Consider the following 23,194-nt stretch of genomic DNA (forward strand, 5'->3'; position numbering starts at 1 on the left):
GGCAGTAAGCGGAGAGTCCAGGGTTATGACCGGCCTGCGTCGCGGCCTCCGCCTGCGCTGCCCGCATTGCAGCGAGGGGCACCTGTTCAGCAGCTTCATGAAGGTGAAAGACTGCGAGGCCTGCGGGGCGGACAACACGGCCTACCCCTGCGACGACGCGCCGCCCTACCTGACCCTATTCCTCGTCGGCCACCTCTTCGTGCCCTTCGTGTTCATGATGGACAAGGCCTGGTCGCCGCCGATGTGGGTGATGTTCGCGGTCTGGCTGCCCCTGATCACTGCCCTGACCCTGGCGACGATGCCTTTCATGAAGGGGGCCGTGGTTGGCCTCTGCTGGGCCAACGGCATCACGCGCGAGACGGCGCGGCAGTAGCGCTGCTGGGTCGCTCGTCCGACGATGTCGAAGCCTCCTGTCTGCCTGAGACTTCACCGAACTGCTCGCACTGGAAGAACGTCATGAACCGTCCCGCCATTGCCCTCGTGGCAACCCTGCTCCTGTTGCCTGCCGTAGGGACGCACGCCGCGGACCTGCCCCGTCAGCCGGTCCTGACACTGGAGGCTGCCCGGACGGTGCTGGCCGCCGCCGAGCGGGAGGCGCTGACCAACAAGTGGGCCGGCTCCATCGCCGTGACCGATGCCGGCGGAGCGCTGCTCGCCCTGGTGCGCCTCGACGGCGCGGCGCCGGCTTCGGCCGAGATCGCACCGGGCAAGGCGCGCACCGCCGCCCTCTTCCGCCGCCCGACCGCGGCCTTCGAGGACGCGATCAACGGCGCACGTCCGGCCGCCATCACGGCGGGCTTCAGCATGATGGCGGGTGGGTTGCCGCTGCTGGTGGACGGGCAGGTGGTGGGCGCCATCGGCGTGTCAGTCGACACGCCGCAGCACGACGTCGCCGTCGCTGAGGCAGGCCAGGCCGCCCTCTTGCGCTGACCGATCACCGGCTTCGCCCGAGATGGAAATGCGCCGGTCCTACGCTCTCGCGGCCGCCGCCTGCTGCGCGGTGATCGGGCTTTCCACCCTCTACCTTTGGTCGGAAAGCCCGGATCCTCGCCCGCAGGTAGACCCGGGTACCCCCATCACGGCCCTGCTGGCTGACGCCGATGCAGGCCGGGGCGCCCGCCTGTTCCACCAGTGCACCGCCTGCCACACCATCCGGCAAGGCTCTCCGGACCTCGACGGCCCGAACCTCTACGGCGTCCTCGGAGCGCCCGTCGCGGGCAATCGTCCGCGCTACGGCTACTCGGCCGCCCTGCGATCGGCGGGCGGCCGATGGGATGTCGAGCGGATGGATGACTGGCTACGAAGCCCGCGCGGGACGGTGCCGGGAACGCGCATGGCCTTTCAGGGCATCCCCGCCGCGCGGGACCGTGCCGACCTAATCGCCTACCTCGACACCGAAGGGCCGGCACCCTTGTTCAGTCCATCCTCGCCGTAGGACGTGCATCCCGAGCCAGGGGAGGCACCGGTGAAGGAGGCCTTTTTCCTGGGCGTTTCGGAGGAGCTGGCCGCCTACCTGGGGGATTGAACGCGACGGCCGTGCCCCCTTGACCGGAATCAGCCAGCCGCCGCGGCATGTTCATCGTAGGTCCGAAAAGGGTCGGGGGCGGCGCTAGCCGCCCCGGTCGGGGCCAAGCGCCGGGTGGGGTTGGGAGCAGTCCTAGCCCGATCTGTGAACTGGCCCGTGCAGGTTACGTCCCGCTTAGAACCTGACGGAAGCGACCGTCCGTCGTTTCGATGGCTGGCGAGAAATCCATGTTCTGCGTCGAGTTGAAGATCAGCAGGATTGCGATGCTCCCATTGCCGTTACGATAGTATCTGGCGTCGGACACCTCGATCTGCTCTGGCTCCAGGTAGGACCAGATCCGGTCTCCAGACATCCCGGCAGGGTCCGGGAGAAGCTCACTCTCGCGGTGCAGTTCAGTCATCGGGGCCGTGGCTGCCCTTCTGATCGAAGCGAGGCTGGTGACAAGAGTAGACATGGCCGTGGCCTGCTCGCTCGACGGCCCTTCCTGCTTCGCACGGACGATAAGCCTGAAAGGCTTTTCGAAATCATTCAGGACAAGCGTTCCTTGCCAGTATGACCCAAAGCACTCGATGCCGCCGAAGTCCGGATGAACCAGGGCAGGCCGCTGATAGAGGCTCATGGTAATGCGCTTCCTCTGTTTCCCGGATGCGCTCCGAGCATTAACATGGCTTGGCACGGTGTCCGCTTCGGGTCGGCGGCGGCGGTAGCCTCTTCGGTCGGGGTCTAGCGCCGGGTGGGGCGGAAACCGGATACCGCCCGCCTGCAGGCCATCGCGGACGGCGAGGCCCGCGTGACCGCCGTTGACAGACTTTCATCAGATCGATTGATGGAGGATGGCGAGCCTACGCCGACAGCTCATCGAGCCGCGCAATCGCCTTGCGGATTGCTGTCTTAGCGAAGGCGTCCGAGCCAGCATCAATGAGCTCGTAGCACTTGATGAGGATGGGCCGGATTTTGGCTGGGGAAACCACAAGGGGGCGCGTCAGCCCCTGGACTGCGAGCGCCACCAGGCGCGCCTGGGCTACGTCGCCCGGCGTAACGTCTTCACCGGCGGAGAGGCGCGCCAGCATGTCGTGCGCAGGGCCAGCCGCAGCCACATACGCGGCATCCGGCGAGGACAAGCGGGCGACGTAGAGCTTCTTCTGAGCCCCGGTCGCCTTCTCGTTCGCTTTCACGAATCTGATGAGTTCGGCGTCGGACATCTCCGCTCGACGCCCAAAATACCTGATGGGCAGCCAGTCATTGCCCGGGACCTCAATCGCGCAGCGGACGTAATCAATAGGGTCGGCGGTCAGCGCCTCGGTCAGAAAGTCCTTCCGCATGTCGGCACGGGTCACCAACCCCTTCTTGGCCCCCGCGGATGCGGATGCCTGGATGTCGCCAATCAGGCGAAGCGCAGGCGCTCCGGCCTTCTCGTCGAATGCGCCCTCTTTGATGAACTTCAGCTCCTTGATGACGTCCGGGTCGAGTTCGATGGTGCGCTTGCCGTCTAGCAGGCTGCCCTCCCTGAGGTCGGCGACCATCACGTGCTCCGGCCCGAGGGCAAGGAGACGCTGGATCATCGGGAGCATCTCCGCCCGCGCCTGGGCATCCCGCTCGTCGAGCATGGCGCGCAGGTCCGAGTACGAAATCCGTGTGGACTGTCCAGGGTAGCGGAAGAATATGTCGCCCTCCCGGATGTCGCCCTGCCCCTCGTTCTTGCAGGCGATGACTGGGCGGCTGGGGTGCTGATCGACATGCAGCACGCCGACGATCTTCCCGCCGACCTTGAACACCGCCTTCTGGAAGCGGGGCGTCGGGTCGAAGGTGGACCGCAGGCGCTTGGCGATCTCGGCCGGGTCCAGGTTGGCGAAGTCGTCGCTAGGCAGGCCCAGTACCGGGTGTGCGCCCTTCGGATCCTTGTCGCCGACGCCGAGGAACACGTAGCCGCCGCGATTGTTGGCCAGCGCCGCGACAGCCTTCAGCCACGGAGTGGCATGCTTCAGGCCGAAGCTCGTTTTGCATTCGGCTTGGTCGGTCTCCCCGGCGGCCAGATGCCAGATTCCACCGCTCCCCTTGGCAAACATCTGCTGGAGCGTCGCTTCGGAAAGCGGGCTGGACGGCACCGCACTGGCGGGCGCCACGACCAGGGGCACCGACGAGGACGGCTTCTGCGTCGCCAGGAACGCATCCAGATCCTTGTCCGACGCGGCCTGGATGCTGGCGGAATCGCTGTAGGTCCCCGACGCAATGCCGGTGATCCGGCCAGAGTTCACTGCTCGATCCGGCCGATTGAAGAAAAACTGGACGTCCCGGTTCTTCATGCCCCGGGTGACCATCGCCTTGATCAGGGCGATCTCGTCGTTGGTGATGGTCCGCTTGGCCAACTTAGTCTAGTCCCGAGGCCTGTGAGTTGTTGCCACGAAGGCCCTCCTATGTCGGAGCTTCCGGTCGTCACCGCAACATTTTCCTGTCGACCACGCGCAGCAGGTTTGGCTACGAGAGTCCGCTTCGGGTCGCCTGCTGCGGTAGCTGCGCCGGTAAGACCTAGCGCCGGGGTCGGTGGGAAGCAGACCTAGCTGATCCGATCCACGATGAAGCGGACGCGGTCTTCGACCGAGCTTTTGGGGAGATGCGTCAGTTCGTAGCCAAGCTCGCCATAGGCGCTGACCATCGCCTCATAGGTCGCCTGCGCTTCTTCAAACGTTTGTTTGCGCTCCGCGTCTTGGTCGAAGATCTCTGGCCAGGGCGGCGCGATGAAGACTTGGCGGTTGTACCGGAAGGTGCAGGCTGCCTTGCGGACATGCGGCGGCACCGGCAAGGCGCACAGGTTCAGATACCCCAGCACGTCGGGTATCCCGCGATCAAACAGGACGACTCCCGGGTGGCCACGGGCTTCTCGATGGGAACGCAGCTCCCAACCGAGCATGAGTTCTGCGAAAGCGAGACGGTCGTCCCAGGGTAGGGCGGCGCCGCCGATTTCCACCTGATCCTGAATGATGGCTCTTCCGGCCTCGGGCATTGCGCGCATGCCACCAACTGCTAGGGCCTCAATCAGGGTACTCTTGCCAGAACCCGGACCGCCCGTGACGACGAAGAAGTGTGGTTGATCCTGCAAACGGGGGTCCTTCGGTTATTGCTGGAAGGCGAGGAGAGACATCGGTGTCTGATACCATGCCGCTCGCCTCCTTGGACCGCTTTGGGTCGGGTGCAGAGATGTCCCTCCCCGGTCGCGGCTAGCGCCGGGGAGGGTGGACAGTAGCCATTCTCAGGTGGACGCCCCATCCCTTTAGGGGCTGAGGCAGCGCAAGCATTGGTGCTGAGGGTGAGCGGGATACCTACAGGTTCCTACCCATTGTGCTCAGTCCTGCCAGAAGGATTGCTGATTTCAGGCTTTCGCCGAGGCCGTAGGCGTACCCGGCCTACAGAAGCTGCGCTGCTCGACGGGCGGCAAACCCGGCGTGCCCGGCAGAGCATAACGGCCATATCCTACCCGCTCGACCAAGCCGAGCTCCATCATCGCGCGCAGATGCCCCGTGACATTGGGCACGGTTCGGCCGATCGCGCGGGCGATATCTACGGCTTGGCGTGGCTCGGTAAGGTTGAGCAAGATCGCGTCCCGAACAGGCTGAGGTCGGCAGCCGCCCGGCCAGCTATGGCTGCGTGGCACGACCGCCGTGGCTGGTGAAGTGGCTGTGGACAGCGCGTACTGTCCCCTTTCGACACGGGTTATCTGGCCGTTGTGCAATAGATCCAGCAGAAGGTTGTTCATCACGCTGGCGCGGTAACCAATCAGTCGTGCCACTTCACCACTGCGACAAGGCTTCTCGAACAGGGCCAGTGCTGCTCCCTGCGCCGCCATGTGTTCCACCCTGCGTCGCCGGCTCACTTTCGCTGCGAGAGCATCACTGCGCCACCAGAACCTGACCTGACCCCTCCGGGCGCTGGTCACCGCGCCTATTCGACTGAGGGCGGCCAGCTCCTTGTGGATTTCATCTTCCGGAAGCCCGGTGCCTTCGTGGAGATCGGTCGTGCTCGTCTCCGCCCTGCCCAGCGCTGCCATGATGCGACGGCTTGCCGAATGACCATCCGCCGATGATTTGTCCATGTAGTCGATGTGCAGATCACGCAGGATATAATGGTCGCGGCAGTAAGCGACCGCGCGGCCGCTTCGAAGCAGCAGAAGCAGGGAATGGGTCACTTCGCCGACTGTACGGCCACAATCGGAAGATAGGCTGGCCAGCGTCCCTGGCCTGTGCAGAGCTGCCAGAACCGGCTTGACGCTGGGATGATCCGCGACGGTCACGCTGCCACCCGCTCAAGCAGCCGCTTCAGATTGGCGGCAAGGTCCTCACTGGTCATCGCCGGTGGCTCAGGCAAGGCGAGGATCGTGGCTTCGGCAAGCACCTGGGCAACGGCCTGCCCGGTGCGTGCTGCTTCCGCCGATGAAGCGCCGGACGCCTCTTCGATAGCCGTTATGGCGGCCGCAGCAGCCTTGTCGCCTACGACGCCCCACGTCGGAGAAGCGCCTTGATCCTTAGCACTGGCGGTCTCTTCAGCCGTAGAAGCGGTGAGGTCTTCCAGCATGGGCTGGCTCGTGGTGACAGGAGGCTCCGGCGGATCGTCATTGGCCGGGGTGGGACGCGGCGCCTTGCCCGCTGCCGCGATAGCAGCAGCGATCCGCCCCCCTGCGGTCGGCGCCGTGCTCGCCTTGAAAGCCTCGATCATGGCGCACAGCACGGGATCCTCTTGAGGCTCGGTGTTGCGCGGCACTTGTCCGCCCTCCAACTGCACGATCACATCCTTGACCGTATCGCCTGCCTCGCTTCCGTCACGAGGCAAGCCAGCAAGGATCAGCGGTCGGTTGCGACGGATTGGGCCGTCCGCCTTCACGTCGGCGTAGAACAGCTTGGCGTACACCCGGCGCCCGCCCAGCATGACGATGGCCTCACCTTCCAGCAGCTTCTGCAGGTCAGACCACGACACCCGGTTGACCTTGCGAACCTCGGCCGATGGACCCTCGCGGTACTGCCCGGCCTCACCTGCCACGAAAGACGTGGCCTGGGTGACCTCCGTCTCGCCGCCGGTCTTCTCGATCCACTCGCGGGTGCGATTGGCGTCCTGCTGCCGCATGGCGATGGTCAGGTTGGCGTTGCCCAGCAACGATGCGGTCTTTTCGCCCAGCCGCGCCCAGATGCCCGACACCTCCTGGAAGCAGAGCCAAAACATGATATTCAGGCCGCGTCCCATGGCCAGCATGCGGTCCATGCCGTTGGTGGCGTAGTACGCCACCTCGTCGAAGACGACGTGGAACGGGCCTTCGCCCATGCCAGGCTTGAGCGAGAATATCTCCTTGCTGTCGCCCTCCAGCTTGGCGCCGAGCAGTTGCGCCAGCATGCCGCGCAGCGAGGCCACCACGATCTTGCCCAGTGCGGCTAAGGTGTCGTCGGAGTTTTCCAGGGCCGGAAGGTTCACCACCAGGATGCGCCGGTTCAGCACCACGTCGCGCATGTCGATGTCGCCCGACAGCACTTTGAAGATGTGCCCGAGGCTCACCGAGAGCTGTGAGAACACGCCGGTGAAGTAGAACAGCGCGAAGCCGTGCTGCTTGGACGGCTCGTCACCTTTCTGCTCGTTGTAGGGGACGCTGATATCGTAGCCCGGCAGTTCGCCGAGATACGCCTTCAGCGGATAGATGATCTCCTCCGGAATATCGGTGGCCTGGATCTTCGACACATCCCCGTTGATCTTATCGCGCGTCAGGAAAATGCGGTGCATCGCTAGCGTGTAGATGGAGCGCAGTTCCAGGGCGAAGCGAATAGTCTCGATGTTGATGGGTACGCCCTGCCTGTCACGCATCCACACCAGCACCGGGGTGATGGTGGCGATCAGGGCCACGGCTCGGGTGCGGAAGACGCCGTTGCTGTCCTCGGACTTCTGCTCCCCGAGCTGCGACACCAGCAGTTCGCGGATCGCGTCGGCGTTACCGGCTGCGAAGGGGTTGAAGGTGTTGGACTGCTTGATCCCCGATGCGACGAGAAAGTTCAGCACCAGCACGTCGTCCTCACGCCCGAAACGCCGGGCCATGGCCATCACCTCGCCGTACAGCTTGTTGTCTGCCTTGCCGTCCACCAGCACGAACCCCGAGCCGTGGGTCAGCGAGTTGGCCAGCAGGCTCAGGATAGCAGTTGTCTTACCCGCTCCGGTGGTGCCGGGGATCGTGCCGTGCTGACGCCCGTCCTCGTTGGTGATCCAGAGCTCTTGCCCGGTCACCTGGTCGATGCCGAGGAAGATGGAGCCCGCAGCCTGCTGCGGCTTGCGGTCGACCGGGCTGGGATAGTTCCAGTCCAGGCAGTTGGCACTACGCGGTAGGCGCAGCGGCAGCTTAACCCGGCGCCGCATCACCCAGCCCGCATAGGCCAGGGATGCGGGCACCAGCAGGTCGATCGCTGCGGGATAGAAGTAGGCAACCCCGGCCGCCGTTCCCAGCGCGAGACCTGAAAACTGGCTTCCGAGCAATTCGGCGAGGCGAACGGTGAGCGGCCGCACGTCGCGGTAGCCCATGCCACCGCCACGCTCGAATTGGTTCTGTGGCCCGGAGATCTCGCGCCGAATCATCGAATGGGCCTCAACGTTCCAGGCCGAAGGCGTTGCGCGGTGCCGCCCCCGGCTGTGCGGCGGCCGCCTGCGGTGCAGCGACCGGGGCAGTGGCGGGCAGCACGATACGCGGCGGCTGTGCAAGCTGCTGCTGCAAGGCCGGAGGCAGCTGCGGCAGGGTTGGCAACGAACCGGCCGGGTTTGCCGGCACCACAGGAACGAAGGCCGGCGCCTGCAACGGGCCGATGCGGCGCGCGAGTGCCAGGTCGGCCGGGAGTTCCAGTTCAGCGGTGCGGCTGGCGGGCCGCGAAGCACTGAACTGTCCGGCACCGAAAACCACCACCAGAGCGATAAGGCTCAATGAGCCGATCAGAAAGGGCCGACGCCTGCCAGCAGACGGGCCCTCCCCGAGGTGGAGGTGGATGTGCATCCCTTCCGGTCGCCCACCGACATTGCCCGCCCAATCTCCAAGCGGCACCTCGCGAGAGTAACCGCGGTCCGCTCGATCACGCACGTCGCTGCTGGCCATCACGCCTGCTCCTCTTGTTCCAGGCGATGCTGCTCGATAGCGGCGCGAACGGCATGCAGGGCGGCTGAGATTTCTGGATTGAACAGAGCGCAGCGTGCCTGCCGCTCATTCTCCCAGTGTGCGCGGGCACCGATGGCTTCCACGCGGGGGTTGGGATGGGAGTTCTGTCCCGGCCCGTGTCCGGGGAAACCGAGCGAGTGCAGGGCGTACCAGAGGTTACGATCCATCAGCTTCAGGCCGTTGAACTGCGGCGGCGCCAGTACGCCGCAGTTCAGCCTCGCAAGGTTGAGCAAGCCCATCAGGGCCGTCGTCTCGAAGGCGTGCCATCGTGCGGCAGCCTCGGCCGGAATGCGCAGGGTTCCGTCCGAGATCACGGCGTCGGCAGATGCCAACACTCCGGGCGGAGCCTGCAGGGGTTGATCCGGACCGGCCGGGCCGTGTTCGCCGTCAGCAGCCAGTGCCTCCGCCAGGTCGCCAAGGAGTGTCAGACATTCTTCTCGACGGCCCGCGAGATGCAGGCTGATGGCCGCGAACATGATGCGGGCAGGAGGGCGAGCAGCCGCTGCCCCGCGCCAGACAGGTCCAAGTTGGGCGATCAACCCCGTGGTGATCCTGGCGGCGTCGTAGACCGGCGAGCCTGAAGCCTTGCGCTTAGTCCACTTCCTCTTGGCTTCGCCCGGGGTGCCCCCGGTGGCTGGCGGTTCGGCCTCCTTCATTTCTGGCAGGCGTGCGACCCACTCGTGGGCGTGCAAGGCAGGATCGGCTGGCCGCGGCTGGCCATCACCGAGCGGCACCAGACGCAAACCTCGGCCGAGGTAGGCACTGGCGGCCCGAAAGAAGCTGGCTTGCTCCTTGGCCAAGCCGTCGAGATCGAGCTTGCGTTTGAAGCGGGCAGGCGGTGCCCAGACGAAACAGACGATTGCCAGAGCAGCGATCAGCGCAGTGACCGGAGCACGGATCACGTTGTTGACCAGGCCGCACATGGCCACGAGTTCGTCGAAGGTCACCGTTGAATAGCGAGATTGGGCAACCAACCGCGACAGGCCTTCTAGCTTTCCTGTCACCCCGGCCAGGGCCGACATCTTCCACAACTGCAGGGTGGCCACTGCCTCCACCACCTCGGCGTGGTGAAGGTTCCACAGCATCCAGCCCCCGATGCCGAGGCCGATCGCGATGATGATGAGGCTGAGGAAGGTGTAGTCGTCGCTCGACGCCCAGCCGGAACGTCCGGCTCCCTTGCTGCCGCTCACGTCGGCAGCCCTCCGGTGCTCCACGATGGAAGCACCATGAACAGCACCATACCGTGTTGACGCCTGGCTTCGTCCCCCTGCTGATCCTCGAAGGTGCGGCCGGGATCGTACCCTGGCAGATCCTCGAGGTAGGCGTTGAGCGGGTAGACGAGAGCTTCGGGCATCTCCCGCACCGGAAGTTCGCTAACCCAGCCAGCGCCTCCTGCTTGTGCCAGAAAGACGCGCTGGGTCGCGAGCGAGGCTACCGCATGGAGCTGCATCGCGTACCCGACCACCTCGTCGGTGAGACGAATGGCTTGATGGTCCCGCACCCAAGCCAGCACTGGCGCCATGGCAGTCAGCAGGCGAGTGGCGCGGGCGGCGAGCCGTTCGCCATGATAGGCCGCCTGCACGCCCTCGGCGCGCCGCATCAGGAGACACCGAATGGCGGCGGCGTTTCCATTGCGCAGCGGATGGGCCGGTTCAGCCTGTTCGGACATAAGGTGCATCGGGGTGGCTCCAGTGGCGATCCGATGATTTTGCCTACAGGCGGCGCGAACGGCCCCTAGTGGATGGGCTGCCCGTAAGAAGGACCGCTACGCCCTCCCTCAGGGCGGTCCATCTTGGGGAAGCAAGGTGCTACCGGGCTGCAACTCGCTCGGTCGGCACCGCGAGACGCTGCAGCCGCATGACGTGCTCCAACACCTTGCGTAGGTAGCGTGTCTTGTGCGTCTCGGTGCGCGAATGATAGCGGCCGACCCCTTCCCAGAAGTCGCCCGCGGCGCCGTCGATCTCCCGTCGCAAGATCCACGCACCGGCCTCGACGTTGGCGCAGAAGTTGTTGAGCAACGCCTCCCGCGCCGCAGCAGGCGTGGTGTTCCAGCGCCGGGCGATGGTGGGCAGGTGGATCTGGTTGATCTGCATCGGGCCGATATCCACCGTGTCGTTGGTGTTCTGGCTCACCCGCCCGATCGAGCCTCCCTCCACCGACAGCAGCACAGCGATCACTCCCGGCGGCACCCGGTGCAGCGCGGCTGCGGCCTGGATGCACGCCGTCACAGTCGAAACGGTGCCGTCCGAGACGGCGGCGCTGGCCGGTGATGCGGCCAATGCTCCGGTGGCCAACGCGGCTAGCAGCAGCGTCCTCACGGTGTCGGCCCCTGCGCCCGACCGGGTGCCGTCTTGCCGGAGCTTGAGGCCCCGAGCGGTCGAAGCTGATGCCACAGGGCGTCGAAGTCGTTGACCAGCAGCGCCTTGGGAGTGCCGCTGCGGCCAATGGCTTCCATCGCCGAGAGCATGACCACCGAGAACGGCTCGCCGCGAATGCCTTTCACCCGGTAGCCCAGCAACGCTTCCGGATCACGCTCCTGCTCGATTCCGAGGTGCCGTCCGGTCGCCGCGCGCCACACCACGTTGGCCGCCGCCAGGAAGTTAGGCATCAGCCCCTCCGGCGCGGCCACCAGTGAAGCGGGCAGCCGGTGGTCGAGGCCGGTGGCCGCGTCGCGGAGCACGAGCGGGCGCCCGTCGCGCTCCACCAACCGCTGCAGCGTGCGGCCGACCGTCCCGAGGTCCAGGGGTGCGCTCATGCCAGCCTCCGGCGCTTCCAGGCAGGCACCGCCGGGCGCAGCCGGCCCACCAGCCAGCGGCGCACCACGCGAACCAGCGCGGGCATGGTCAGCCCGAAGAAGCTGATGACCCCGAAGAACACGGTGCCGAGCAGGGCGATGTAGAGCGTGGTCCAGCTCCAGTAGACGACCACACAGAGCACCGGCAGGCAGGCCCGGGCGTCGAGCATCAGGATACGCACGGGCAGGGCGGTGTTGCGCCACATCAGCCGATCCTCCTCATCTCGGTTTCGGCGACCGCGGGGCTGATCCTTCTCTCCTCCAGCGCCTTGGCAATGGCTTTGTCGTAGGACTGCCCTTGGTGCTCCAGCGTGGTGCGGATCAGGTCGGGCCAGTCGCCTGGGTTGGTCTGCATCAATCGCCGGCGCAGCGGCGCATCGAACACCAGGAACTCGCGCAGCGCGGTGCGCCGGCCGTCGGTGGAGAACACGAGACGCTGGTTGATGATGAGCCGCAGCGACTGCGCGATCGAGGTGACGAGGTTGTCGCGCTCGTCGCCGGGGCAGAGTGCCACCATGCGCTGAATGGTCAGCGCCAGGTCATCGGCGTGGATGGTGGTGGTCACCGTGGAGCCGGCCATGGCAGCGTTGAGCGAGGCGGACATGGTCGCGCCGTCGCGGCTCTCGCCCACGATGATGTCGGTGGCTTCCCGCCGCCAGCAGCCGCGGATGAAGGCCTCGAAGGTCGGCAGATCACGCGGGATCTCGGTCTGCGCGATGGTGGAGGTCGGTCCCTTGAGCCGGTCGAGCAGGAACTCGATCGGCGCCGCGCCCTCGACGATGTTGTAGTGACCGTTCGGGTCCATCAGCTTGGCGACCGTGAACCCGCCGATCAGCGTCGACTTGCCCGAGCCGGTGGAGCCGCTGACCACCACGAAGCCGCCGCGGGGCCGGTAGCTGGCGAGGATTTCCGGCTCGACCCGCTGCGCCTCCAGGCTGGGCGGCATGTCGGGGATGGGGCGCAACACCAGGTTGGCGCCGCTCCGGCGGCTGGTGTGAATCGGGGTGGCGTTGACTCGGAAACGCAGCCGTTCCGAGCGGGTGACGGCGATGGCGTAGGAAACGTCGAAGTCCGACCCGCCCTGCAGGCGGGCCGTACCGTCGGCGCCATACAGGTGGTTGGTGATGACCGACACCTCGGTTTCGGTCAGGACCGCCCGGGTGGCCTTGTGGTTGCGGCCATGAACCATGATCCACACCGGATCACCGGTCTGGAAAGCGATGCGCGAAGCCCCGACCCGGTGGGCCCAGACCAGCACGGCATCCAGGCCGGGTGCATGCTTGCGCGGGTCCTCGACCCAGCGCAGGCCTTCCTCCGGCCAGCCGTCCTCGGGCTGAGGACCAGAGCCCTCGATCTGCGAAATGGCGTTCATCGGCATCCGGCTCCTGGCTGCCAGCGGCGAGGGTTGCGCTGCAGACCAGGCTGATCGGTGATCCTCACGGTGCGGTCGCCGATGGCCAGCCGCGAACGGCCGCCCTCAGCGTTGCTGGTCTCGAAGGCGATCCGCGGCTCCTCGACCAGACCGGCCCGCAGCAGCACCCGGAAGCGCGCCATGCCCACCAGGTCGCGCTGCAGACGGCCGAGGTCGGACAGGAAGATGTTGACTGCTTGCTTCTCGCCCTGGGCCCAGCCCTCGGCCACCCACTTGTCCCAGTACTTCACCTCCTGGCGGGTGCGCGGCAGCGCCGCGTCCGCCGGGCGGGCGGGGGTGCCCCAGGAGCGCACGAGGTAGGAGCGCCAGTCCGGCGGGGCAGACGTCAGCTGCGCCTCGCGCGTGATCTCGAAGATGCACGAGGTTTCCCGGGCAACCTGCCCGTTCTCGCCCAGGGCGAAGGCCATCTGCGCCTCGGAGACGATGGGCGGGCGCATCATGGTCTGGCCGCCACCTACCGAGAGCACGAGAGGGCGGAAGTCGTAGGTGCTGGTGAGCTGGGCCTCGTAGCGGCGGAGCATTTCGTTGATGGCGAAGGAGCGACCTGCCAGCCCGCCCTGGGCGCCGAAGGCCATGCCGGCCTGGCGTAAGGTTTCGGCACGGCCGGCCTCGAGACCGTCACCGACTTGATCGCCGGGGCGGGCGGCCTGCAGGGCCTCCAGCGAGGGCGGCGCGTCACCGCCCTCCACCACCGGCAGGGTGCCGGCGCCGGTAATCGGCTGGTTCAGCTGGTCTGCCAGGGTGCGGGAGGCGGCCTCGTACTGCGCCTGCCCCGGCATCGGCGGGCTGGAGAGGAAGCTGACGCTTCCCTCGGCGTGGGCGGCCGGGGTGAAGGCCAGGGCTGCCAAGGCAGTCGCGGCCAGCAGAATGGAGCGGCGGCCCCTGCGACGCGGCTCAGACATGGTGCATCACCTGCACGGTGCGGGTGGCGGGATCGAGCTGCACGGTCGCATAGGCGCCGGCCTGCTCGCCCAGCGCGGCGAAGGCATCGACCAGGGTGGTCGAGGGTAGGTTCACCGTCACCGGGACCGGCTGCGGTCGCTCCACCCCGGAAACGACCACGGTGTAGCCGATGGTGCCGGCGAGCTTGCGCACGCCGTCCGCCAGGGGGCCACTCCAGGTGAAGGCAACGGGACGGCGCAGTTCCTCGGGGACCACGGGACCCTGGCCGGCCGCGAGGGTGGGGCGATTGAGCCCGCCCAGCTGCGCCATGTGCTGGCTCACCTGCTCCATGGACCGGCGCAGGGCAGTCTCGGGATTGGGCATCCCGGTGGTGACGATCTCGGTCGTCGGGCCGCTGCCGGCACAACCTGCCAGGGCCATGAGGCCCAGGAGCGCCGGTGCCAACCTCAGTCGTGTGCTTGCCATGGGGGTCTCCACCTCGTCGGGATGGAGACTGCGGGAATTCGGCGCGAACGGGCCGTCCCTATATTCATCATCGCACGAGAGGAGTTTGCGACCGTGAGCGACAACTACATGAAGGAGCAGGCCGAGGCCCTGACGCAGCACCTGCGGCTGACGGACAGCAAATCCGGCTATGTCGAGGCCAAGGCCGAGGGCTTCGTGGTCTACGTCCGAAAGAAGTGGCCGGGTAAGCAGCTTGCCGAGTGGGATGGCCTACCGGTGGAGTGGCACGAGAACGTCGGGACCAACAAAGCGGCCAATCGTTGAGCTGGTGGCAAGGTGTGTTCAACGTGAACACACCTTGCTTCTTTTCCCTTCGTTCTATTCCGCCGCAAGCATCGTCCGCGATGGGCCGTTGTCCTGCACCAGGTCGCGCAGCACGATGCCCAGGCCCTTGCCGTCAGTCATCTCGGCCGCGAGTTCATCCACCACACCGGCCTCCGCCCGGGTGTCCAACTCGCCGCGCTTGAGCCTCTCGTTCTTACGCCGGTCGATCTCGTTCACCGCCGAGCCACGGGGGAACACCCTGGCCAACCGGCGCAGAGCCTCGGAGAAACCGACCGCGGCGTAGAGGCGGTTGCGTAGCGCCGTATCGCCCGGGGTGGTGCTCAACGCCCACAGCTCCACGGGGCCGAGGAAGTTCATCAGCATCTGCTCGTATTTGGCACCGCCGGCCTGCAGGACCGCCAGGAACGGCGCGCCTTTCGGCCCGGGACCGTTCAGGGCGTAGCGCACGACGTCGGCGCTGGCCGTGCTCAGGCCGAAGCGCTCGATCATCTGCTCGCGCTCCTTCTCGTCGCCGGAGGCAAGAATGAAGCGCCCCGTCGACTGGCTCACGATCTCCTCACCCATGTCGTTCAGGCGCTGCGACGCGAAGCCGAGCTGCAGATTGTGCTTGCGCCCCTCCCGGACGTCGAGCGCCGCCTGGGCGCGAACCTGCGGGCTGCCCTTGGTGCGGTGCCACTCGTCGTAGTCGAGCCGCTTCACCGCCTCCTGGATCTCGCTGAAGCGGGCGCGTTGGAAGTCCCGCACCTTCTCCGGCACGTACTCGGCATAGTCCGGGTGCAGGGTGAAGTTGCGCGCCAGGATGTGGCGGGCCAGCAGGTACATCATCTCGGTCTGCCGATCGTTCACCGCCGAACCGGTCGGTGCAACGGCGGCGAGGTCCAGCACGATGATCCGCGCCGGGCCGAAGTCCAGCTTGGTCGGCGCATTGAGCGTCGGGAACTTCTTGATGACGTCGTAGATATAGCGCTCGAACAGCCCGATGGCGTCCTCGCTGGTTTCCGCGATCTTCAGCTCGTCGAAGATGTCGCGCACCTGGTCGGTCCGCGCCGCGACCACGAGATCCTCCAGCGTCGGCACGGCGTGGCGCTGTGCCACCTCGGCCAGCCGCCATTCCTGCACCTCGATCAGCGCGTCCACCACGTCGCGCCACCACGGTTCCGGGTGCTCCAGCACAATCCGATGCCGCGCCAGTGCGGCATCGACGGCGGGCTCCGCCCCGGCCCGGTAGGGCTTGGGCGAGCCGCCGGGTACGTCCGTGCAGAGCCGGTATGCCTCGTCGATGACGTAGCCAATCAGCTGGCTGAGCCCCTCGAAGGGGGTGGTCACGTCGGGGGGCATGGTGGCCAGGGACAGGAAGTTCTGCAGGAAGGCCTTCTCCATCGGCAGCGGGTACTGGCAGCCGACCTGCAGGTCGAAGATGTTGACCTCGTAGCCCGGCCGGAACTGCATGGTCACGAAGATGGCTTCGTGCTCCCGCTCCGGGCCGAGCGCTTCGCGTACCAGCCGCACGAACCCCTGGGCGGAGGGTCCGATATCGGCCTTGCCGATGAGCGGCAGCTTGGCCCCCCGGGACCCCAGTACCGCGGTGCTCAGGCACAGCCCGAGGTTGATGGTGTTGGCCAGCACCGACTTTCCGGAGCCTGGCGGGGCTACGAAGATGTCGCATACCAGCGGTCGCTTAGAACTCCCGGCGGGCTCGTAAGGCCAGATGGCGCCGTCCGGCCGCGTGAAGAGCACCGAACCCTGTTCCCAGGGGGAGGCGCAGCGATTCCACGGTAGCATTGCGAAGGCGTCGCCCAGGAGTGCGATGCCCGGGGTGCCGGTCGAGGCTAGCGACAGCGCCGGAACGCTGCTCAGGGTCCCTTCCAGCGGGTCACCCGCGATGCTGGTCGCCTTGCAGTTGCCCCAGCCTTCCAGCCGCTGCGTCAAGGTGGAGGCACGCCGACGCAGCTTCTGGCTTTCTCCCGTCGGCGCCCAGGTGGCAAACGAGGCGCGCAGCCTGACCCCGATGTGGCCATTGGTGTCCCGCTCCTGCCGTAGCCCGTCGAAGGCGCGGCGAATGTCACCGTTGCCGGGGAACATCGACAGGAAGATCGCCGCGGTTTCCTTGACCTGCATCGCCGATCGACCGCCGCCCTCGATCACGATAGCCCCGCGCCAGGGGACGCGATCCTGGCCGAGACGGGCCGAGAGTTCCACGAAGGGACGTGGGTCCTCGGGACCCACCGCCATGTCGACGTGCGCGTAATCGTTGTCGCCGATCCGCACCCTCTGTCCGCCCTGCGTTTCGGCGTCGGAGTGGAAGATCTGGTCGCGGATTGCCGGCCACAGCATACCGGGGGCCGCGTCGGGCTTCCGGCTCCCCTCTTCTGTGGCGCGCGGCATCACCCGGTCGCCCATCAGCGTGGCCTTCCAGTCCGAACCGGAGGTTTCCCGGTACACCGCCTCGCGCGTCAGCTTCAGGGCCTCGTGGGCGTCGAGCTCGCGCGTGGCGATGTCGTTGCCGTTGAGCGCACCGAGTACCCGCAGCACGAACGCTTCGTGCCTGGCAGCCATGACGTCGGACCGCAGGTAGTAGCGTTGGCTGCCACCGGTACGCGGACCGGCCTTCGCCAGGGCGGCCTGCTCCTCACCCATCTGCTTGCGCTCCTCCTTGGTCAGGACGGCGCGACGTGTCCACAGCACGTAGTAGGCTGCTTCCCAGCGCATCACCTTCGGCCAGAGTGCCGCGCGCTCGTTCAGCACGTCGGATACGTTGAGACCCAGCTCGCGAGCGATAGTGCGGCACGAATTGAGGTTAAGGCGGTCGATCTCCACCGCCGACTGGTCAGGGTCGGAGATGAACCAGCCGACGATGGCATGCCCCGGCTCCTCCAACGCGCCGGACAGGTCGACGCGCTGGGCCAGTGCGATGCGCTCGACGTCCTTGCGCGTGGCCATGCGCCGCATGCCCTCGATCCGTATGACGCTGAGGTAGTCGGAGTGCTTGGTGACCAGGGCGTTGCCGTGGGTGGTCTCGACATCGCAGAACGAGCCGAGCGGCTGCTTGAGGGTGAGGGACATACCCGCCAGCAGGCGGGAGATGGCGCCGATCATGCGGCTTTCCTCGACGGCTTTGAGGTGGAAACAGGTGAGGGCTTAAGTTTCGGATCGGGCCGCCCAGCCCAGGCCCGAAGCAGGTCGGGATAGATATCCTTGCCATCGACCAGCATGCGGCCGGTCGGCAGCATGCGGATGCCCGACAGCAGGTTGGACCGTCCACGGAATGCCCGCGGTGTCAGTGCCAGCAGGGCTGCGCCGAGCACGTTCGGATCATTGGTAAGCAGCCGGGATCGTGCCTGCTCCTCTCGCGCCCGCAGCGCCGACAAAGCGCTCCATGCCGCATCCACCACTCCACTGGACTTGGCGGGGGGCTCATCGAGGGTCGGATCAGCCTTGGCGTCGACTAGGTCAAGCTGTGCGGTGCGCGCCAGCATGAAAACCGCCGCCTGGCTCATCTCCGGCAGCCACACCAGCCTGACGGACCGCTGGCGGGCGGCGACGTCGGGGTGCTGGACGAGGTGGCAGAGCGTGCAGGCGGGGACCACGTTGTCGGAGCGGTCGTTGGTGTGGTCGCCGTCGAGGTGGAACGCTTCCTGCCGGCCCGCGGCGAAGGCGCCGCAGAACCGGCAGGGGGCGTCGGCGACCTTGGCAGGGTCCTGCCGCTCCGTGCCGGCCGAACCCGGACCCCAGGCGGTGGGGTGGGCGGTCAGAGAGAGCGGCAGGAAGCGCACCGGGCTCAGTTCCCGAAGGTGACGGGGGCGTTGGTGCCGGTGATGGTGGCCGCGCCGCCCGAGGCGGACTGGGCGGCCTTACCGATCCAGACGCCGCCGGTCGCGAACAGGCCGCAGAGCACGATGCCGGCGAGGCCCATGGCGACCTTGCCGCCCTCGCGGTTCTGCGGCTGGCGGGACTGCCACAGCGCCCAGGCGCCGCCGATCAGGCAGAGCAGGGCGGCGAGGTACATGGCCATGGAGCCGATGTTGCCTCCGGCGGTGGTGGCTTCCTGGGCCATGGTGCCGACCTGACCGCCGATGCCGGTACCGGCCGCCTGGGCGAAAGCTTCGCCGGAAACGAGCAGGGCCGCGCCGGCGGCCAGCAGGGTGGTGCCAGCCTTCAGCGACCGGCGGTGGGTGGTGACGATGACGGAGCTGATGGACTTCACGGGGATCGCTTTCCTGTTGTCGAGGAACCGTGTGGCGCCTCTGGATGTAGGATCGGGAAAATCGGCGCGCACGGCGCCGGCCTTTTTCAGGTGTTGGCGCGAAAAATCGCGGCCAGGAAACGCGACAGTGGCAGCACGTTGATGAGGGCTACCCCGAAGGCGAACTGCACGAAGCAGCTTCCCATGCTTCGCCGGCTGGCGCTTCGCATGACGCTCCACCATGCGAACACGGCGAGGAGCGCCATCATGGCGCCGAAGGCCTGGAAGAAACCCTGGAACACCTGCACCACGTTGACGACGGTTTCGGCAGGCGTGCTGCCGAGCACGCCACCAGCCCCCGCCGCCGGAACGTAGCCGAAGGCACCCCCGGTCCCGATCGTGACGGAGCCACCGCCCGAGTTGCTGGCCAGCGTCAGGATGCGCGGAAAGGCCGCGAAGACGCCGCTCAGCAACAGCGAGACGACGGGGATCCAGGGCTTGCCGCGGAACGGACTGGCGGGTTGGGCCTGCTGCCAGAAGCCCCAGCCTGCGAACAGGAAGGTGCCGATCGCCATGAGGTAGGCAAAGGCCGGCACCAGGTAGGCAATCGCAACACCGACGTCGGCCGCGAAGTTGACGAAGCCCTGCATGTGCGGCCCCTCCTACTGGATGCTGCCGCGCTCGGCGCGGACCACCCAGCTGCTGCCCTGCTGAGCGATAGCCGTGATCTTGCCGTAACCCGGCACATCGTCGCCGACGGCCACTTGCAGCTGCGATCCGGTTTCTCCGGTGCGGTCCACCTCCGACAGCATCGCCAGGCCGGGCGATGCTGCCTGGACCCGGTAGCGTCGCCGTACACCGTCGTTCGCGGCCGGTGCTGCCGGCGACGACGCGCGGACGGCGATGGGAGTGGCAGTTTGCGGCACGCTTGGCTGTGCCGGAGAGGGGGGAGCGGCGGCGCCCATGGCAGCGTTTATCGCTCCACGCGCTTCCGCCAAGCTCAAGCGGCGCCCGAAGTCGGCGGTGGCCGCCTCGAGGCGTTCCTTGGTGGCGGCAAGGTCGGCCTGCAGCTGTCGGTCACGCTCCTCGCGGTTGCGCATAATGATGGCCATTTCCGTTACGAGCCCCAGCACCTCCACCTGCTGCTGTGTGGCCATAGGAGCCGGGCGCAGGTTGGCAGCGATTGCCACCGGGTCGACCGGAGTCGGAACCGGAGATGGCGGTGCCGGCACGGGGACGACCACGAGGGGCGCAGGGGCCATCGGAGCAGGAACGAGAACGGCCGCAGCGACGGCCATCGGTGCCGGAGAAGCTGGCGAGGGAGGTGCAACTGCTGGCGAGTCGGCTTCAGCCTGGTGCGCCGGAGGGACGGCGGCCTGTGCGGTAGCAGGCAAAGAAGCCCGCGGTGCCAGTGTGGCAGGCTGCGGGAGGCTCGCCCCTGGCTCAGCCGGGTTCACCGTTGCCGCTGGAATTGCGGACGGAAGCGGGGCTTCCCCGACCCGCCTTGCCAGAGGCGTCGAGGGCACCGGGCGTCGCTCCGATGCCGTGGCAGGGTCGGAGCGGCTCGGACCACGAGTGCCCTGGCCCTGCTGATAGGCGAGGATCTCACCGAGCTGAGCTTCCCGCGTCGTGCGGACCGGCGGCTCGCGCACTGGCGTCGGTACGGCTTCCGGGGTCGGCGCAGTTGCCATCTGTGCGGCTGGAGCCACGAGGCCCCTCATGGCGTCAGCTGCATGGCGCACGGTGTCCTGAGCACCTTGACGAGCTGTGGCAACAGCGCCTTGTACGCCAACCGGAAGGATCGTGTTGTAGGGAGAAACGAGGAAGACCCCGGCCGCAACCACGACGACTGCGACAAGGGCTACGCCTCCAAGCAGTGCGCCGCGACGGCTCTTGCGCCGAGGAGCGGGCGAGGGCTCCGGGGGCTCGGAAGGAGAAGCGGCGAGAGGCTCCGTTTCCTCCCCAGGCAGAACCACCTGAGGACGCCGCGACGACAGCGGCGGAACGATCGTGTTGTCGGGGACGTGGGTGTCCATGGTGCCCTACCTGTCAGAGGTGGACAGGATGGCGTGGCGCGGCGCGAACGGCGCCGCGCCTTTTCAGGCCCTAGTTCGGAGCCGTAAGGTTCGACAGGAACATGACACCAACGGGAGCGTTTGCGGCCAGATGGACCAGCGCCCCACGCGGCGCGGACTGCTCCAGAGCTCGCCCGACCTGCTGAGCCGCAGCCCCCGCACCGACCGCCAGCTGCTGCTCAGGGTTGAGCCGGGTGATGTAGGACTGACCGCCGAACGGGCTGATCTGGTTAAAGCTGTTGGACGTGGTTGCCACCGCCTGTCCCAGCCCCGCCACGAAAGCCGCCGCAGCGGGTAGGAGAAAGCGTTCGCCCAGGCGCTGGTCGACGTTTGATGCTACGGCCGTTTCCATGGTGTCGGGTGCGATCACGAGACCCTCGGCTGGGATCTCCTGTCCCTGGAACTGCACGGAGTTAATGCGGACCACCAGGCGGCTGATCGTCCCGGGCTTGCTGAACGTGCCGATCAGGCGGGCGCCGGCGATCGGCCCGGTGTCGGCCTGCAGCACGATAGGGCCGCCGCTCTCGCTGTTCACCGCCAGCACAGTGTGCGCGTAGATGCCGCGTCCGGCTGGAACCAGCACGCGTCCTTGTGGGGCGGACGCGGAGCGCGACGGCAAGGGGGCCGTGGCAGCGGCTGGCGAGACCTCCCCGGAGGAAACCTGACGGGCCAGAGGCGGGGGGCCGCCAGTGCCGCGCCGCCCGTCGTCGCCCTCGGCGGCCGAGGCCGAACTCGGCGGGGTAAGGGTGACGGTGGTTCTTCCCGGTCGCCCCTGCCAACTCCCCATCATCCGGGCGAGTGCTTCCCGAAAGGCTGGATCGTCCACCGGCTGCTGCTGCGTCGTAGTCTGCGACACCGTGCGGATGGGGTTTTGCTGCGGAGCAGATGCCACGGCCGGTTGGACCCGCGCCGGCGGGGCCGGCGTCTCAAACAGCACAGGTGGCGCGGCGGTTGTGGCACGGGCCTGCACCGCCTGCGTCGGTGGAGGGGCCGGCGGACCCGCTGCGACAGTGGCCGGGGGAGCCGGAGGCGGTAACAGCGCCGCCACGTCGGTCGCCCGCTGGCTGGCGTTGATTGGGGGCGTGTAGGATCGTCCCTGGGCCTGCGCCTGTTCGGCTTGGCGCTGGTTCTCGGCGACCGCAAGCCGTGTCTGGTAGGGCGTGGAGTTGGTGCCACCGGGCAGCGGGTTGACGCTGGCCTGCCGCGCAACGCGGCTTTCCGGCATCGGATCATCACCCGCTAACGTTGCGGCGACGACGATGCCGACGACCAACAACCCAATCCCGCCGATCACCACGAAGCGCATCGGGCCGGCGGTGCTAGCTCTGTTAAACGGGCCACGAAATCCACGGCGGATGGCAGTACCGGACATTAGCGCTCCTCCCTCAGCTCGGCCGAAACCGTGCGGTTGTTGACCGACAGCAGCACCACCGGCGTCGGGGGCAGCGCGTAGACCGTGGTGCCGCCTTCGCCGTACTGGGACGCGTCCCAGGGCGGGGACATCAGGGTGTGGCGCGTGCGCAGGTAGATCTGGCTGCCCAGGCGCCACGCCCGCACGTCGTCGGGTGACACCCCGCTGACGGCGAGCGGCACCGCGTCCGCCGGGGCGATGCCCGACAGCATGGCCGTTAGGTACGGCGCTCCCGTCGCCGGAGCGTTGGGCCGGGTGTCGATCTGGATGCGGGCGTTTGGGCCGCGGCTGGAAACGTGGATGCTGACGTCGGCGTCGTAACGGGTCTGCCCGGACACCATCAGGAAGGAGACCGGCTTGGGCGCGCCCTGCAGGTTCACCAGCAGGCCACCACGCGGGCTGATCGACATCGGCGTGATCTGGATGGTGTTGGAGCCCCGCACGGGCACGCAGACGTGGAAGCCCGCGATGTCCGCCGAGGGGCCACCGGGACCGGCGGGGCCGGCATTGGGCGAGGTCGAGCAACCGCCCACACCCGCGCCGCCGCCGCCCGACACGTTGGCATTGTTGGAGTTGGTGTCCCAGGTGATCGGCCAGGGCTGCCCGGTGGCATCGAAGAAGCTCAGTGCCGTGGGGTAGCCGCGCACGGTCTGCACGATCGAGGTGGGCTGACCGGGCTGGAAGGTGACGTTGACCGGCCGGCTCACCGGCGAGGCGATCAACGCGGTGCTCTCCTCCTGGGCGCGCTGTACCTCGCCGTAGCGACGCGCCAGCTCGCGAATCATGTCAGGAGTGAGCGGGATCGCGTCCTCCAGCATGCGTTGCCGAACGGCACCTCGGTCGGCCGATGCGACGGGGGACGCGGACTGCTGGGACGGGTTAGGCGCCTGGGCAAGCGCCGTGCCCGTGAGGCACAC

General features: G+C 67.3%; 25 protein-coding genes. 4 read left to right on the forward strand and 21 right to left on the reverse strand.

The genetic code is table 11. From position 1 onward, the window contains the following. The first annotated feature begins 25 nt into the window (after positions 1-25). From EAH89_RS13460 to EAH89_RS13470, 3 genes are all read left to right on the forward strand, one after another. Positions 26-373: a DUF983 domain-containing protein gene (locus tag EAH89_RS13460; protein ID WP_161993577.1), complete on the forward strand. Its 348-nt coding sequence runs from the start codon at positions 26-28 to the stop codon at positions 371-373. An 83-nt stretch (positions 374-456) separates the two neighbouring features. Continuing rightward, the gene (locus EAH89_RS13465; RefSeq protein WP_140883885.1) at positions 457-930 is read left to right on the forward strand and encodes a GlcG/HbpS family heme-binding protein; all 474 of its coding nucleotides are present in this window, start codon (positions 457-459) and stop codon (positions 928-930) included. A gap of 22 nt (positions 931-952) precedes the next feature. Further along, complete coding sequence (locus tag EAH89_RS13470; protein ID WP_194152330.1) at positions 953-1,435, forward strand: c-type cytochrome; 483 nt, start codon at positions 953-955, stop codon at positions 1,433-1,435. Positions 1,436-1,688: 253 nt separating this feature from the next. Here the strand turns inward: EAH89_RS13470 and EAH89_RS13475 are convergent, their stop codons facing one another. From EAH89_RS13475 to EAH89_RS13540, 14 genes are all read right to left on the reverse strand, one after another. Beyond that, a complete protein-coding gene (locus EAH89_RS13475) occupies positions 1,689-2,144 on the reverse strand; it encodes a hypothetical protein (RefSeq protein WP_140883887.1) in 456 nt (151 codons plus the stop codon). Positions 2,145-2,367: 223 nt separating this feature from the next. Beyond that, positions 2,368-3,891, reverse strand: coding sequence for an AlbA family DNA-binding domain-containing protein (locus EAH89_RS13480; RefSeq protein WP_140883889.1), 1,524 nt, complete (start codon positions 3,889-3,891; stop codon positions 2,368-2,370). A gap of 188 nt (positions 3,892-4,079) precedes the next feature. Then, complete coding sequence (locus EAH89_RS13485) at positions 4,080-4,622, reverse strand: AAA family ATPase (protein ID WP_140883891.1); 543 nt, start codon at positions 4,620-4,622, stop codon at positions 4,080-4,082. A gap of 270 nt (positions 4,623-4,892) precedes the next feature. Next, the gene (locus EAH89_RS13490; RefSeq protein WP_140883893.1) at positions 4,893-5,810 is read right to left on the reverse strand and encodes a winged helix-turn-helix domain-containing protein; all 918 of its coding nucleotides are present in this window, start codon (positions 5,808-5,810) and stop codon (positions 4,893-4,895) included. After that, positions 5,807-8,122: a type IV secretory system conjugative DNA transfer family protein gene (locus EAH89_RS13495; protein WP_140883895.1), complete on the reverse strand. Its 2,316-nt coding sequence runs from the start codon at positions 8,120-8,122 to the stop codon at positions 5,807-5,809. The genes EAH89_RS13490 and EAH89_RS13495 overlap by 4 nt, the downstream gene beginning before the upstream one ends. 10 nt (positions 8,123-8,132) lie before the next feature. Continuing rightward, positions 8,133-8,630: a hypothetical protein gene (locus EAH89_RS13500; RefSeq protein ID WP_140883896.1), complete on the reverse strand. Its 498-nt coding sequence runs from the start codon at positions 8,628-8,630 to the stop codon at positions 8,133-8,135. Then, on the reverse strand, positions 8,630-9,880 hold the full coding sequence (locus EAH89_RS13505; protein ID WP_140883898.1) for a secretion/conjugation apparatus DotM-related subunit: 1,251 nt from the start codon (positions 9,878-9,880) through the stop codon (positions 8,630-8,632). Before EAH89_RS13505 ends, EAH89_RS13500 begins: the two co-directional genes overlap by 1 nt. Continuing rightward, complete coding sequence (locus tag EAH89_RS13510) at positions 9,877-10,368, reverse strand: hypothetical protein (protein WP_140883900.1); 492 nt, start codon at positions 10,366-10,368, stop codon at positions 9,877-9,879. Before EAH89_RS13510 ends, EAH89_RS13505 begins: the two co-directional genes overlap by 4 nt. 130 nt (positions 10,369-10,498) lie before the next feature. Then, positions 10,499-11,008 carry a lytic transglycosylase domain-containing protein gene (locus EAH89_RS13515; protein WP_140883902.1) on the reverse strand — a complete coding sequence of 170 codons (510 nt, stop codon included), beginning with the start codon at positions 11,006-11,008 and terminating at the stop codon, positions 10,499-10,501. Beyond that, on the reverse strand, positions 11,005-11,445 hold the full coding sequence (locus EAH89_RS13520; RefSeq protein ID WP_140883904.1) for a hypothetical protein: 441 nt from the start codon (positions 11,443-11,445) through the stop codon (positions 11,005-11,007). The genes EAH89_RS13515 and EAH89_RS13520 overlap by 4 nt, the downstream gene beginning before the upstream one ends. Then, on the reverse strand, positions 11,442-11,690 hold the full coding sequence (gene icmT, locus EAH89_RS13525; RefSeq protein ID WP_140883906.1) for an IcmT/TraK family protein: 249 nt from the start codon (positions 11,688-11,690) through the stop codon (positions 11,442-11,444). The genes EAH89_RS13520 and icmT overlap by 4 nt, the downstream gene beginning before the upstream one ends. Further along, the gene (locus EAH89_RS13530) at positions 11,690-12,856 is read right to left on the reverse strand and encodes a type IV pilus twitching motility protein PilT (protein WP_140883908.1); all 1,167 of its coding nucleotides are present in this window, start codon (positions 12,854-12,856) and stop codon (positions 11,690-11,692) included. Before EAH89_RS13530 ends, icmT begins: the two co-directional genes overlap by 1 nt. Then, positions 12,853-13,818 (reverse strand): type IV secretory system conjugative DNA transfer family protein, encoded by a 966-nt coding sequence (locus tag EAH89_RS13535; protein WP_140883910.1) that lies wholly within the window; start codon positions 13,816-13,818, stop codon positions 12,853-12,855. The genes EAH89_RS13530 and EAH89_RS13535 overlap by 4 nt, the downstream gene beginning before the upstream one ends. Continuing rightward, on the reverse strand, positions 13,811-14,284 hold the full coding sequence (locus EAH89_RS13540; RefSeq protein WP_140883912.1) for a DotD/TraH family lipoprotein: 474 nt from the start codon (positions 14,282-14,284) through the stop codon (positions 13,811-13,813). Before EAH89_RS13540 ends, EAH89_RS13535 begins: the two co-directional genes overlap by 8 nt. Before the next feature lie 93 nt (positions 14,285-14,377). Between EAH89_RS13540 and EAH89_RS13545 the strand changes: the two genes are divergently transcribed. Further along, positions 14,378-14,587: a hypothetical protein gene (locus EAH89_RS13545; protein ID WP_140883914.1), complete on the forward strand. Its 210-nt coding sequence runs from the start codon at positions 14,378-14,380 to the stop codon at positions 14,585-14,587. A 54-nt stretch (positions 14,588-14,641) separates the two neighbouring features. On the opposite strand, the gene EAH89_RS33770 is transcribed toward EAH89_RS13545, so the two are convergent. The 7 genes from EAH89_RS33770 to EAH89_RS13580 all read right to left on the reverse strand — a co-directional run bounded on the left by EAH89_RS33770 (position 14,642) and on the right by EAH89_RS13580 (position 23,095). After that, positions 14,642-17,704, reverse strand: coding sequence for an ATP-binding protein (locus tag EAH89_RS33770; RefSeq protein WP_241667012.1), 3,063 nt, complete (start codon positions 17,702-17,704; stop codon positions 14,642-14,644). After that, positions 17,701-18,381: an HNH endonuclease signature motif containing protein gene (locus EAH89_RS13555; RefSeq protein ID WP_140883915.1), complete on the reverse strand. Its 681-nt coding sequence runs from the start codon at positions 18,379-18,381 to the stop codon at positions 17,701-17,703. Before EAH89_RS13555 ends, EAH89_RS33770 begins: the two co-directional genes overlap by 4 nt. Positions 18,382-18,386: 5 nt before the next feature. Continuing rightward, on the reverse strand, positions 18,387-18,812 hold the full coding sequence (locus EAH89_RS13560) for a hypothetical protein (RefSeq protein WP_241667013.1): 426 nt from the start codon (positions 18,810-18,812) through the stop codon (positions 18,387-18,389). 86 nt (positions 18,813-18,898) lie between these two features. Then, positions 18,899-19,441, reverse strand: a complete 543-nt coding sequence (locus EAH89_RS13565) for a hypothetical protein (protein ID WP_140883917.1) — start codon at positions 19,439-19,441, stop codon at positions 18,899-18,901. A 12-nt stretch (positions 19,442-19,453) separates the two neighbouring features. Then, positions 19,454-19,981: a hypothetical protein gene (locus tag EAH89_RS13570; protein ID WP_161993578.1), complete on the reverse strand. Its 528-nt coding sequence runs from the start codon at positions 19,979-19,981 to the stop codon at positions 19,454-19,456. A gap of 916 nt (positions 19,982-20,897) precedes the next feature. Beyond that, entirely contained in the window at positions 20,898-22,238 is a 1,341-nt protein-coding gene (locus EAH89_RS13575; RefSeq protein WP_140883921.1) for a DotG/IcmE/VirB10 family protein, read from the reverse strand. Further along, complete coding sequence (locus EAH89_RS13580; protein WP_241667014.1) at positions 22,238-23,095, reverse strand: DotH/IcmK family type IV secretion protein; 858 nt, start codon at positions 23,093-23,095, stop codon at positions 22,238-22,240. The genes EAH89_RS13575 and EAH89_RS13580 overlap by 1 nt, the downstream gene beginning before the upstream one ends. Positions 23,096-23,194 lie beyond the last annotated feature (99 nt).

It is taken from the genome of Muricoccus nepalensis, assembly GCF_006438825.1.
Lineage (GTDB): Bacteria > Pseudomonadota > Alphaproteobacteria > Acetobacterales > Acetobacteraceae > Roseomonas > Roseomonas nepalensis.